Origin of the sequence: Stutzerimonas sp. VN223-3 (assembly GCF_045999685.1) — a bacterium.
GTDB lineage: Bacteria > Pseudomonadota > Gammaproteobacteria > Pseudomonadales > Pseudomonadaceae > Stutzerimonas > Stutzerimonas stutzeri_AR.
Map to the genome: position 1 here is coordinate 1,023,788 of NZ_RBEC01000002.1, position 12,409 is coordinate 1,036,196.

Annotated in this window: 10 protein-coding genes; 3 read left to right on the forward strand and 7 right to left on the reverse strand. The window is 61.7% G+C overall.

Annotated features, from left to right (window positions below):
• Window positions 1–106 precede the first annotated feature (106 nt).
• The 3 genes from D7241_RS13425 to D7241_RS13435 all read right to left on the reverse strand — a co-directional run bounded on the left by D7241_RS13425 (window position 107) and on the right by D7241_RS13435 (window position 5,102).
• Window positions 107–808, reverse strand: a complete 702-nt coding sequence (locus D7241_RS13425; protein WP_255977730.1) for a PolC-type DNA polymerase III — start codon at window positions 806–808, stop codon at window positions 107–109.
• Window positions 805–2,739, reverse strand: coding sequence for a putative nucleotidyltransferase substrate binding domain-containing protein (locus tag D7241_RS13430; protein ID WP_408101925.1), 1,935 nt, complete (start codon window positions 2,737–2,739; stop codon window positions 805–807). Before D7241_RS13430 ends, D7241_RS13425 begins: the two co-directional genes overlap by 4 nt.
• Before the next feature lie 185 nt (window positions 2,740–2,924).
• Complete coding sequence (locus tag D7241_RS13435; protein ID WP_408101926.1) at window positions 2,925–5,102, reverse strand: malate synthase G; 2,178 nt, start codon at window positions 5,100–5,102, stop codon at window positions 2,925–2,927.
• A 272-nt stretch (window positions 5,103–5,374) separates the two neighbouring features.
• On the opposite strand from D7241_RS13435, the gene D7241_RS13440 reads away from it, so the two are divergent.
• On the forward strand, window positions 5,375–5,893 hold the full coding sequence (locus D7241_RS13440) for a glycine cleavage system protein R (protein ID WP_408101927.1): 519 nt from the start codon (window positions 5,375–5,377) through the stop codon (window positions 5,891–5,893).
• 17 nt (window positions 5,894–5,910) lie between these two features.
• On the opposite strand, the gene rarD is transcribed toward D7241_RS13440, so the two are convergent.
• On the reverse strand, window positions 5,911–6,801 hold the full coding sequence (gene rarD, locus D7241_RS13445; RefSeq protein WP_408101928.1) for an EamA family transporter RarD: 891 nt from the start codon (window positions 6,799–6,801) through the stop codon (window positions 5,911–5,913).
• 295 nt (window positions 6,802–7,096) lie between these two features.
• Here rarD and D7241_RS13450 point away from each other — a divergent pair, with 295 nt between their 5' ends.
• Together D7241_RS13450 and treF are read left to right on the forward strand one after the other, a co-directional pair.
• Complete coding sequence (locus tag D7241_RS13450; RefSeq protein ID WP_408101929.1) at window positions 7,097–7,864, forward strand: SDR family NAD(P)-dependent oxidoreductase; 768 nt, start codon at window positions 7,097–7,099, stop codon at window positions 7,862–7,864.
• Window positions 7,861–9,459, forward strand: coding sequence for an alpha,alpha-trehalase TreF (gene treF / locus D7241_RS13455; protein ID WP_408101930.1), 1,599 nt, complete (start codon window positions 7,861–7,863; stop codon window positions 9,457–9,459). Before D7241_RS13450 ends, treF begins: the two co-directional genes overlap by 4 nt.
• A 131-nt stretch (window positions 9,460–9,590) precedes the next feature.
• Here the strand turns inward: treF and D7241_RS13460 are convergent, their stop codons facing one another.
• The 3 genes from D7241_RS13460 to D7241_RS13470 are packed head-to-tail and all read right to left on the reverse strand — an operon-like array spanning window position 9,591 to window position 12,252.
• A complete protein-coding gene (locus D7241_RS13460) occupies window positions 9,591–10,091 on the reverse strand; it encodes an LEA type 2 family protein (protein ID WP_408101931.1) in 501 nt (166 codons plus the stop codon).
• 7 nt (window positions 10,092–10,098) lie between these two features.
• A complete protein-coding gene (locus D7241_RS13465) occupies window positions 10,099–10,866 on the reverse strand; it encodes a slipin family protein (RefSeq protein ID WP_408101932.1) in 768 nt (255 codons plus the stop codon).
• Between the two features lie 3 nt (window positions 10,867–10,869).
• Window positions 10,870–12,252: an NfeD family protein gene (locus D7241_RS13470; protein WP_408101933.1), complete on the reverse strand. Its 1,383-nt coding sequence runs from the start codon at window positions 12,250–12,252 to the stop codon at window positions 10,870–10,872.
• Window positions 12,253–12,409 lie beyond the last annotated feature (157 nt).

A 12,409-nucleotide genomic window follows, 5' to 3' on the forward strand; every position in this document is an offset into this window, starting at 1 on the left:
GCTCCAGGGCCGGGTCGGCCAATAACGAGAACTATTCGCAGTATCATCGCAAGTTGCCGGCATCGGTGCAACGGCAGATCATCGTCTTGTCGTCGATGGGCTTACTTCAGATGCGCGCCCGCTGTCGCTGGCGCCAATTGGTCAGGCGCTGGTTCAACGCCATAAGGCTATCGAGGCCCTGCCGACGCGCCTTGCTGAAAAGAATCAGCGCGATTTCGGCAGTCACCAGCGCATCGGCGCTGGCGTGATGGCGCTGCAGGACTTGTAAGCCGAAGTGTGCACACCACTCATCCAGACCATTATGCCGCGGTCGATTGTCAGGGCAGAGCATCGGTGCCAGTTCGGCCACGTCTATAAAGGGGTGACGGAGCTTGTAGCCGAGGGTCTGCTTTACGGCGCGGGTCAGCATGCGCTGATCGAAACCGGCGTGAAAAGCCAGGATCGGACTGTCGCCGATGAATTCCAGAAGGTCCAGCAGGGCCTCGGCTGGCTCCTCGCCGGCCTCCAGTTCGCTCGGAGCGATACCGTGGATCAGTACGCTCTCGCTGACTTTTTGCGCAGGTCGCAGCAGGGTCGACTCGAACTGATCGCCCAACGCGATGCCGCCATTCTCGATCACCACCGCGCCGATGGAGAGCACGATATCCCGACGCATATCCAGGCCGCTGGTTTCCAGATCGAGCACCACCAGGCGCTGCTCCTGAAGTGGGCAGGCTTCCGTTGTCTTGGGTGTTGGTAGTCGATCGCGACGTTGCAACTGATCCAGGTTGAGGAGGGGACCGCGTGTTTTGAACCAAGGCATATTCATAACTGATAGTGCAGGGCCAGGCTGCTCTGCAGGCGCTGGGCCTGACGGAAAGACTCCCGCAAGATGCGCCGATCCAGATGGTTGAGGGTGTCCGGATCGAGACGATTGGAATAGGGCTGACCTCGGCGGGCCTGTTCTTGATGCTGCTGCATGCGCGTCTGCTGGATGAAATGGTAGGCCTCCTCGTAGGCCGCGCCATCCTTATCATCGATTACGTTTCTCTCGACAAGCTGCCGCAACCGGTCCAGCGTGTTGCAAGCGGCGATGCCGTGGCCTAAAGCGAGCAGCCGCGCCCCGTCGACGAAGGGCGTCAGCCCCTGCACCTTGAGGTCCAGAGTCGCTTTGCCGTCTCCCTTGCGAGTCACGACGAAGTCGCGGAAGCGGCCCACAGGCGGTCGCTGGCGCAGGGCATTTTCGGCCAGCATACGTTGGAATAAACGATTCTCGCCGATCTCATCGAGCAGTTCGTTGCGTAGCTGCTGGTAGCCTTCGCAAGGCCCCCAGATGGCGCGTAAATCGAAATAGATGGTGCTGCTGAGCAGATTCTCCGGTGTCGACTCGCGGACGAACGAACTGAAGCGCCGCCGCCATTCCTGCCGTGACAGGCACAGCTGCGGATTGCTGGCCATGATGTTGCCCTTGCACAGGGTAAAGCCGCAGGTATCGAGGTCGCGGTTGATGCGCTCGGCGAGCGGCAGCAGGCGTCCGCGGATATGCGCGGCGTCGGCGGCGTCGGCGGCCTCGAACAGGATGCCGTTGTCCTGATCGGTGTGCAGCGTCTGCTCGCGCCTGCCCTCGCTACCGAAGCACAGCCAGGTGAAGGGAATGCCGGGATCGCCGAGCGCTTCGATGGCCAGCTCGATCACACGGCAGACCGAATGATCGTTGAGCAGGGTGATGATGTGGGTAATCTGCGTCGAGGACGCGCCATGCGCCAGCATGTTGTCCACCAGTTGCAGGATGCGGCTGCGAATGATCACCAGCGTCTCGACGCTGTCGGCATGGGAAATCGCCTGCGCCAGATGAACCAGATCGACGCGTTGCAGGGAGAACAGATCGCGTTCGGAGATCACCCCGCGCAGCAGGCCGTCCTCGACCACACAGATATGCGCGATATGCCGCTCGGTCATGGCGATCGCCGCGTCGAACGCGGTGGCGTCCGGTGGCAGATGGAACGGGTCGTGAGTCATGAACTGTGCGATTGGCCCGGTCAGTTCGGCGGTGCCGGTGCAAATAACACGGCGTAGGTCGCGTAGCGTAAAGATGCCTTGGGGGCGCAATGCGGCATCGGTAATCACGATGCTGCCTACATTGTTCTCATGCATTAGGCGCACCGCCTCGGTCAAAGGCATCGACGGCAGGCAGGACACCGGATGATGCAGCGCCAGCTCGCCGATCCGGGTCTCCAGCGAATACTGCGCGCCGAGGCTTTCCACGGCGCGCATCTGCGCCTGCTGGTTAACCAGATCGAGCAGGCTGCTCACGCCGCGCATGGCGAAGTCGCGGAACGCGGCGGATTTAGACACCAGTTTGACGAAGGCCGGCTTGTTCAGCAGAAAGCAGAAGGTATCTTCCGCTGCGAAATGCCCGGTACGGGTGGCGCGCTCGCCCATCAGCGCGGCCATCGGGAAGCACTCGCCGACAATCACCTCGAAAGTCGTCTCGGTGCCGCGCTTGCTGGTGTGCGGCCGCTGGCCGTGAACGCGGCCCTGCTTGACGATATAGAAGTGATCGACGACGCCGTCATCGGGCGAAATGATGCAATCGCCTTCGCTGTAGAAACGCAGTTGGCAATTTTCTACCAGATAGGCCAGATGTCCCGGTTCCATCTGGTTGAAAGGCGGGTATTTGCGCAGAAACTCCATGGTCCCGTGGATGTTCTGCAGCACGGCGGTTTTGCCTGCCTCGGCGAAAGCATCGGCTTTGCTCATGGATCGCTTCCAGTTTTCGCCCAATGGTGGGCTGTGGGTCCTGTGGGGCACATTGGACGTAAGTCTAGTCGCGAGCCGGAGTGGCCGGGTGATGAAGGTCGGGCTGGGCGAAAAGGATGTCGCATGGCGTTGCGCGCATAAAAAACCGCCCAGGAGGGCGGTTCTTTTCTGCAGTGCCTCGCGTGTTACAGGCCGTTTTTGGCCTTGAACTCGCGGCGGCGACGGTGCAGCACCGGCTCGGTGTAACCGTTGGGCTGCTTGGTGCCTTCAAGCACCAGCTCCAGCGCGGCCTGGAAGGCGACATTGCTGTCGAAGTCCGGCGCGAGCGGGCGATAGGTCGGGTCACCAGCGTTCTGACGGTCCACTACGGGTGCCATGCGCTTGAGGCTCTCGACCACCTGTTCCTGGGTCACCACGCCGTGACGCAGCCAGTTGGCCATGTGTTGGCTAGAGATGCGCAGGGTGGCGCGGTCTTCCATCAGCGCGATGTCGTTGATGTCCGGCACTTTCGAGCAGCCGACGCCGGCGTCGATCCAGCGCACCACATAGCCGAGGATGCCCTGGGCGTTGTTGTCCAGCTCGTTGCGCTTGTCGTCCTCGCTCCAGTTGGTGTTCGGTGCCAGCGGAATGGTGAGGATGTCGTCTACCGACGCCTTCTCACGCTTGGCCAGTTCGGCCTGACGGGCGAACACGTCGACTTTGTGGTAGTGCATGGCGTGCAACGTGGCAGCGGTCGGCGAGGGGACCCAGGCGGTGTTGGCGCCAGCCATCGGGTGACCGATCTTCTGCTCGAGCATCGCAGCCATCAGGTCGGGCATGGCCCACATACCCTTGCCGATCTGCGCCTTGCCCTGCAGACCGCAGGCCAGGCCAACGTCGACGTTGTTGTTCTCGTAAGAGCCGATCCACTTCTCGGCCTTCATCGCCGCTTTGCGAACGACCGGGCCGGCTTCCATGGAGGTGTGGATCTCGTCGCCGGTGCGGTCGAGGAAGCCGGTGTTGATGAACACCACGCGCTCGCGTGCTTCCTTGATGCAGGCCTTGAGGTTGACGGTAGTGCGACGCTCTTCGTCCATGATGCCGACCTTGAGCGTGTTGCGTGGCAGACCGAGGACATCCTCGACGCGGCCGAACAGTTCGGTAGCGAAGGCTACCTCTTCCGGGCCATGCATCTTCGGCTTGACGATATACATCGAGCCGGTGCGGCTGTTGGCGCGGGTGGTATTGCCGTTTAGGTTGTGCATCGCCGCCAGGCTGGTGAACAGGCCGTCCATGATGCCTTCCGGCACTTCGTTGCCGTCCTTGTCGAGGATGGCGTCGTTGGTCATCAGATGGCCAACGTTGCGGATGAACAGCAGTGAACGCCCGTGGAGAGTCAGTTCGCCGCCGTCCACTTTGGTGTAAACGCGGTCCGGGTTCATGGCGCGAGTGATGCGCTTGCCACCCTTTTCCAATTCTTCGACCAGGTCGCCCTTCATCAGGCCGAGCCAGTTGCGATAGACGACGGTCTTGTCATCGGCATCGACCGCGGCGATGGAGTCTTCGCAATCCATGATGGTGGTCAGCGCCGATTCCATCAGCACGTCCTTCACGCCGGCGGCATCGGTCTGGCCGATGGGGCTGGATGGGTCGATCTGGATTTCGAAGTGAATACCGTTGTGCTTGAGCAGCACGGCGATCGGCGCGCTGGCTTCGCCCTGGAAGCCGAGCAACTGAGCCGGGTCCTTCAGGCCGGCGCTGCTGCCGTTGTTCAGCGAGACGACCAGCTTGCCGCCGTCGATGCGATAGCCGGTGGAGTCGGCATGGGAGCCGTTTTCCAGCGGTGCGGCTTCATCGAGGAAGGCGCGGGCGTATGCGATGACTTTGGCGCCGCGGACTTCGTTGTAGCCCGGCCCCTTTTGTGCGCCGTTTTCTTCACTGATTGCATCGGTGCCGTAGAGCGCGTCGTACAGCGAACCCCAACGCGCATTGGCGGCGTTCAGAGCAAAACGCGCGTTCATGATCGGCACCACCAGCTGCGGGCCGGCCATGCGGGCGATTTCTTCGTCGACGTTCTGTGTAGTGGCCTGGAAATCTTCGGCTTCCGGCAGCAGGTAACCGATCTCCTGCAGGAAGGTTTTGTACGCCACAGCATTGTGGGCCTGACCGGCGCGGGCCTGGTGCCAGGCATCGATCTGCGCCTGCAAGTCGTCGCGTTTGGCCAACAGCGCGCGGTTCTTCGGCGCCAGGTCGTGGATGACGCTGGAAGCGCCGGCCCAGAAGGCATCGGCGTCAACACCGGTACCAGGAATCGCTTCGTTGTTCACGAAGTCGTACAGGACTTTGGCGACCTGCAGGCCACCGACTTCAACGCGCTCAGTCATTACTCGCCTCACTTGGTTCTTTCAATCCGACGCGGACAATTGGATTCTTGTAGTCCGAGTCGGCGGATACTACATGAAGCCGTTCGGAAAATCAGTCCGTCCCGCTTGGCCATCCTTCAGGTCAGCAGCGCGCATATTTGGGGGCGCGTCAGGTCGGCGAAACCGGTACTTTGTTCTATACCTTTTGAGCCGGCTCCATTGGCGCACGACTCACGCTCAGGCGCGCGCGGCTCTCGCCGGTAGCGCACAAACCACAGAAAGAGGAGCCACAGATGGATCATCTCGTCCTAACCGTCATTGCCGAGGATCAGCCTGGGCTGGTCGAACGCGTGGCCAAGTGCATCGCCGAACATGGCGGCAACTGGCTGGAAAGCCGCATGTCACGCATGGCCGGTCAGTTCGCCGGGATTCTGCGGGTCGCGGTGCCGGCCGATGCTCATGCCGGGCTAATCGATGCGTTGCAGCAGCTGGAGCGCGAGGGTATCCGCGTATTGTTCGCCCACAGCGGCGAGGAGCCCGAGCGCAGCTGGCGGATGATCCAGCTGCAATTGGTGGGCAACGATCGCCCCGGTATCGTTCGCGACATTACCCGGCTACTGGTGGGACATGGCATCAACCTGGAAAGCCTGGACACCGATGTGCTGCCCGCCCCGATGACCAATGAGTTGCTGTTCCATGCCGATGCGCGTCTGGCGGTGCCGACCGAGCTGTCGTTAGAAGAGCTGCAGCAGCATCTGGAAACCTTGGCCGACGATCTGATGGTGGAACTGAAACTGCAGCCGGCCAACTGACCGGCCTGCAGCCTTGCTCAGCTCGCCGTTTTGCGCATCAGCCGCCAGGCATCGTAGCTGTATACCGCCAGGCCTGCCCAAATGCAGATGAATGCCAGCTGGCGGTCAGCAGGGAAGGGCTCGTTGAACACCCACACCGCCAGCACCAGCAGCAACGTCGGCGTGATGTATTGCAGGAATCCCAGAGTCGAATAGGGCAAGTGGCGTGCCGCCGCGTTGAAACATAGCAGCGGCAGCAGCGTCACCGGCCCGGCTGCCACCAGCCAAAGTGCCTGCGGATCGGTCCAGAACGACCACTCGGTGGTGGGTCCGCTACCAAAGAAGAACAGCCAGCCCAAGGCAATAGGCAATAACAGCCAGGTTTCCACCACCAGACCAGGCAGGGCCGCGACGGGCGCCTGTTTGCGCAACAGGCCATAGCTGCCGAAGCTCAACGCCAGCACGATCGACACCCAGGGGAAATCGCCGAGGGTGATCAGCTGCAGCAGCACGCCGACCGCCGCCATCGCGACCGCGAGCCACTGCAGCGGGCGCAGGCGTTCGCGCAGCACAATCAGACCGAGCAGCACGTTGACCAGCGGATTGATGTAGTAGCCCAGACTCGCCTCGAGCATATGGCCGTGATTCACCGCCCAGACGTAGATCAGCCAGTTGGTCGCAATCAGCACGCTGGAAATCGCCAGCACGCCGATCCGCCGCGGATGCGCAAGCAGCTCCTGCCACCAGCCTGGATGGCGCCACAACATCAGCACCAGCGTTCCGAACAGGGCCGACCAGATCGCGCGTTGGGTGACGATCTCCAGCGCCGCATATTGCTCGATGGATTTGAAATACAGCGGGAACAGGCCCCAGATGGAGAAGGTCGTCAGACCCAGGAGATACCCTTTACGCAAATCGGCAGTGGCCATGAATGTCCCGAAAACGAAGCAACGGAGAGCCGGTCATTTTGCGCCTGTGCGAGGGCTCTTGTCTGCCGTTGCGGCAACGCCGGTAGCGCCGGAACCGGCCGAAATGAACGCGCCCGGCGCCTGTCCGTCATAACTGCATGGCGTTGAGTGCGGGGCAGCTTATGCCGCTCCAGATATTCGCGGCTGAAGCCGCTCCCACGGCGAAGGCTGCCTGGGATTAGAGGGAGCGCCTTCAATCGTGAAGATTGCCGTTTGGACAAAACATGCGAAACGGGAACTGGAGATGAGGTAATCGATGAAATTGCAGAACAAGGTCGCGTTGGTTACGGGCAGCTCCCAGGGCATCGGCCGTGGCATCGCCGTGCGCCTGGCCGAGGAGGGGGCCGATCTGGTCATTAACGGGCGGCACGATGACGACGACGTCCGGGAAACCCTCGAGCAAGTTCGTGCGCTTGGTCGTCGTGCCTGTTTCATCGCAGCCGATGTTGGCGTAGTCGCCGAATGCCAGCGGTTGGTCGAGCAGGCGATCGAACAGATGGGCCGTCTCGACATTCTGGTGAACAATGCCGGCGTGCAAAGGCACAGCGCCTTTCTCGACGCCAGCGAAGCGGATTACGACCAGGTGCTGAACGTAAACTTGCGAGGGCCATTCTTCATCGCCCAGGCTTTCGCGCGGTATCTGCGCGACAACGGGCGGGGTGGGCGCATCATCAACAACAGCTCGGTTCATGAAGAGCTGCCGTTTCCCAATTTCAGCAGCTACTGCGCCAGCAAGGGCGGGATGAAGATGCTCATGCGCAACCTGGCGATCGAACTGGCGCCGATGGGCATCACCGTCAACAACGTCGCGCCGGGCGCCATCGAGACGCCCATCAACCGCTCGTTGATGAACCAGCCGAAGAAGCTTGCCGGCCTGCTGGGCAATATTCCCGCCGGCCGCCTCGGCCAGCCGCGCGATGTGGCTGGCGCGGTGGCCTTTCTCGCCTCCGACGAGGCCGACTACATCACCGGTACTACACTGGTAATCGATGGCGGACTGCTATGGAATTACAGCGAGCAATGACCGATACCGATACAAGACCCTTCGATTACGACACGCGTGCTGTCTCCTCTGCCGACACCCTGACCCCGGCGGACCGTTACCAGGAACTCTTCGTGGCGGTACAGACGCAGCGCGTATTCCCCGACAGCAAGACCTTCGTCGACTGCGCGCCGCGCCAGCATCCGGAACAAATCCTCGATAATTATCGGGCGCGTAGCGGTGAGTCCGGTTTCGATCTGAAAGCCTTCGTGCTTGAGCATTTCCAAGTGTACGAAATGGCTCCAACGGAGTTCGTGGCCAACCCCGACGATAGCCTGAGCGAGCATATCGACCGGCTCTGGCCGGTTCTGACCCGCCATCCGAGGCATCACCCAGAGTTTTCTTCGCTGTTGCCCTTGCCGCACGACTACGTCGTGCCGGGCGGTCGTTTCACCGAAATGTATTACTGGGACTCGTATTTCACCATGCTGGGGCTGGACGAGAGCGGGCACTGCGAGCTGCTACGTTCGATGGCCGATAACTTCGCCTACCTGATCGATACCTACGGTCATGTGCCCAACGGCAACCGCTCCTACTACCTGAGCCGCTCGCAGCCGCCGGTGTTCGCGCTGATGATCGATCTGTTCGAGGACACCGGCGTGCATCGCGCCAGCGATTACCTGCCGCAACTACGCAAGGAATACGCCTTCTGGACCGAGGGCGGCGATAAGTTGCGCCCCGGTGAGGCGCATCGGCGCTGCGTCTGCCTGCCCGATGGCAGCGTGCTCAACCGGTACTGGGACGAACGAGACACGCCACGTGAGGAGTCCTATCTCGAAGACGTCGAAACCGCGCGTTCATCGAGCCGGCCGGCGCACGAGGTCTATCGCGACCTGCGTGCCGGTGCCGAATCGGGTTGGGATTTCAGTTCACGTTGGCTGGGCGACCCGCAACGCCTGTCGAGCATTCGCACCACCCACATCATTCCGGTGGATCTGAACAGCTATCTCTATAAGGTCGAACGCCAAATAGCCCGCCTCAGCGATCAGAAAGGCTGGCATGGGTGTGCCGAAGAATTCCGCCAGCGTGCCGAGGCGCGTCTGACGGCGATCGACCTGTATCTCTGGAGCGACCGGGACGGCGCCTATTTCGACTACGACTGGACCTTGCAAGCGCCACGCGACAACCTCACCGCTGCCACCCTGACGCCATTGTTCGTGCAGCTGGCCAGTGAGGATCAGGCGAGGCGGGTTGCCGATACCGTTCATGAGCGCCTGCTTGCCCCCGGCGGGTTGTCGACGACGGAAATCAGCGACACCGGTGAGCAATGGGACCGTCCCAACGGTTGGGCACCCTTGCAGTGGATGGGCATCCGCGGGTTACAGGGCTACGGTCACGATGCGTTAGCGCAACAGATCGAAAAGCGTTGGCTGAGCATCGTCTCGCACCTGTTCGAAGAGGAAAGTAAATTGGTGGAGAAATACGTGTTGCGACCCAGCGTCGAGCACGCCACTGGCGGGGAATATCCGTTGCAGGATGGCTTCGGCTGGACTAACGGTGTGACCCGCAAGCTGATGCAGGAAGACCCTGCCCATGAGGCGCACCGGTGTCGCGCCGGACGATGCACGCCGCAATGAGCAGGATCGAGCGTTTTGTCGAGGCTCGGTCTTTTCCACTGACGCGTTTCACCCACTGCCGAAGCGCAACAGAGCGATCAATCGCTTTTGTAGGAGCGAGCTTGCTCGCGAATCGGCACTGTCCTCATAATTCAAGGGCGTCGATACGGGTTGGTAATGGCCCCGGACATATCCAGCGTGCCCTTCTCCACGAAGCGCTGAGTACCGAACAGGCCGCCGGCGAGTTTGCCGCGCAGGACATAGGGCACCTCGTCCATGCCGATGTTCTCGGCTAGGCCCAGCGCCTGTCGCGCGGCGGAGAACGCGGAGATGGTCACCGGAACGGTCAACACGGTTTCGCCGAAGCGCGGCACGCTGCCGCGCTCGTCGCTGACGCCACTGGCCAGACGCCGGCCATTGATTTCCAGATCGAGCGCCACGCCGTTGTATTCGAGGGCCATGTTGTTGGGGTTCTGTACGCGTAGCTTGACTGCCATGCGCAGCTCCAAGCCTTCGCCGGACAGCGGCTGAATGCCGGCGACTTGCACATTGAGCGGATCGCGCTGGTTGAAAATCGCACAGCTGGCTAGGCTCAACGCCAGCAGAATGACCGACAGCAGACGTGCAACAGATACAGCTGGGCGCATGCGCATAAATGCTCTACTCGGATTTCTTGGTGAGGTTGCCCAAGCCCTGTAACAGCTCCATGGGCAGCGGGAAAACGATGGTCGAGTTCTTGTCGCCAGCGATGTTGCTCAGCGTCTGCATGTAACGCAGCTGCATCGCTCCGGACTGACGACCGAGCATCTCGGCCGCCTGCATCAGTTTCTCCGACGCTTGCAACTCGCCCTCAGCATGAATGACCTTGGCCCGCCGCTCGCGTTCCGCTTCGGCCTGGCGGGCGATGGCACGAATCATCGACTCGTCGAGGTCCACGTGTTTGATCTCGACGTTGGCGACCTTGATTCCCCAGGCATCGGTCTGCGCATCGAGCACCTGTTGGATGTCGTTGTTGAGCTGCTCGCGCTCGGCGAGCATGTCGTCCAGATCATGCTTACCGAGTACCGCGCGCAGTGTGGTCTGGGCCAACTGACTGGTCGCCGAATGGTAATCCTCGACCTGAATGATCGCCTTCTCGGCATCCAACACGCGGTAATAGACCACGGCGTTGACCTTCACCGAGACGTTATCGCGGGAAATCACGTCCTGGGTCGGCACATCCAGCACCAGGGTACGCAGATCGACCCGCACCATTTGTTGGATGGCGGGAATGACCATGATCAGTCCCGGCCCCTTAACCTTCCAGAAACGTCCCAACTGAAATACCACGCCGCGTTCGTATTCGCGCAGGATGCGGAACGTCGATGCGAGCAGCGCAATCAGCAATACCAGCACCGCGATGAAGCTCATCTCAAAACCGAAACCCATGGTTCACCTCTTCTCGATTGGCGGCTCGTCGGCCGCAGCGACGTCCAGTTGCAGACCGTGTCTCGCCATGACGCGGATTTGTTGACCCAGGTGCAAGGGAGCCGGGCTACGGACCTGCCAGTGCTCGCCCTGCAACTGCACCCAGCCGTAAGTCGGGTCGTTTGCCTGAATGCGGGTGACCGGTGCCAGGCTGCCGATCAGTTCGGCATCACCGCTGACCACGCGTTGTCGGCGAGCCTTGAGTGCCATGCTGACGATGGCAAACACCAGCAGCGCGCTGGCTATCCCCAGCGTGCCGATCAAGGCCAGCGGTATGCCGTAGCCTGGCACTTCGGTGTCGATCAGGATCACCGAGCCGGTGACGAACGCAGCGACTCCACCCAGGCCGAGCACGCCGAAACTGGGCATGAACGCCTCGGCGATCATGAAACCCAGGCCCAACAAAATCAGCGCCACTCCGGCGTAATTGACCGGCAACAGCTGCAGCGAATACAACGCCAGCAGCAGGCAGATACCGCCGATCACACCGCCGCCGCCGGTGCCGGGGTTGGCGAACTCGAATATCAGCCCGTAGACGCCGATCATCATCAGGATCAGCGCCACGCTGGGGTTGGTGATCACTGCCAGCAAGCGCACCCGCCAATCCGGCTCGTGATGGTCGAGCGTGGCGTTAGCAGTCTGTAATGTTCGCTCGCCGGTGCTGGTCTCGATGGTTTTACCGTCGAGTTTGCCGAGCAGGTCATCGATATCGGTGGCAACGTAATCGACCACTTTAAGCGCCAGTGCCTCGCTGGCCGACAGACTGACCGCCTCGCGCACCGCCTGCTCCGCCCATTCGGCGTTGCGTCCACGTAACTGCGCCAGGCCGCGGATGTAGGCGGCGGCGTCGTTAACCTGTTTGCGACTCATAGCGTCGCCGTCCTGCTCGCCGTCCGGCTTCTGCGCATTGGGTTGTTCTTCGGACGGCCCGCCCGGAGCGCCGCCGATTTGCACCGGCGTCGCGGCGCCGAGATTGGTACCCGGAGTCATCGCTGCGATGTGACTGGCGTAGAGCATGTAAGTCCCTGCGCTGGCGGCACGCGCCCCGCTGGGTGTGACATAGGTGGCAATCGGCACGGGGCTGGCCAGGATTTCCTTGATAATGGCGCGCATCGAGCTGTCCAGCCCGCCGGGTGTGTCGAGCTGCAACACCAGCAGCTGCGCATTGGTTTCGGTCGCTCGCTGTATGCCGCCGATGATGTAGTCGGCGCTGGCCGGCCCGATCGCCCCGTCGACCCGCAGCACGGTCACCGGAGCCGCAGCCAGAACCGATCCCGCGAAGCCCAGCCATGAGGCCAGCAAGAGCGTTAGCAGCCAGACCAGTCGATCAATGGGGCGGCGGCGCATTGGCGTGGTCCTCCCGGCTTTGCGAAATGGCGCGACGGTTAATCGCGGCAGTAGCAGAGAGGATAGTTCAGCTGACGCGAGGTACCTGTCGCGACGTCGTATCAGCCGCCGCTGATATGCGCGCCTGAACTCTGCTGCGCAATCGGGCCTCACACAT

Coding starts and splice junctions, on each gene's coding strand:
- D7241_RS13425 (WP_255977730.1), bottom strand. CDS start 808: ATGAATATGCCTTGGTTCAAAACACGCGGTCCCCTCCTCAACCTGGAT.
- D7241_RS13430 (WP_408101925.1), bottom strand. CDS start 2,739: ATGAGCAAAGCCGATGCTTTCGCCGAGGCAGGCAAAACCGCCGTGCTG.
- D7241_RS13435 (WP_408101926.1), bottom strand. CDS start 5,102: ATGACTGAGCGCGTTGAAGTCGGTGGCCTGCAGGTCGCCAAAGTCCTG.
- D7241_RS13440 (WP_408101927.1), top strand. CDS start 5,375: ATGGATCATCTCGTCCTAACCGTCATTGCCGAGGATCAGCCTGGGCTG.
- rarD (WP_408101928.1), bottom strand. CDS start 6,801: ATGGCCACTGCCGATTTGCGTAAAGGGTATCTCCTGGGTCTGACGACC.
- D7241_RS13450 (WP_408101929.1), top strand. CDS start 7,097: ATGAAATTGCAGAACAAGGTCGCGTTGGTTACGGGCAGCTCCCAGGGC.
- treF (WP_408101930.1), top strand. CDS start 7,861: ATGACCGATACCGATACAAGACCCTTCGATTACGACACGCGTGCTGTC.
- D7241_RS13460 (WP_408101931.1), bottom strand. CDS start 10,091: ATGCGCATGCGCCCAGCTGTATCTGTTGCACGTCTGCTGTCGGTCATT.
- D7241_RS13465 (WP_408101932.1), bottom strand. CDS start 10,866: ATGGGTTTCGGTTTTGAGATGAGCTTCATCGCGGTGCTGGTATTGCTG.
- D7241_RS13470 (WP_408101933.1), bottom strand. CDS start 12,252: ATGCGCCGCCGCCCCATTGATCGACTGGTCTGGCTGCTAACGCTCTTG.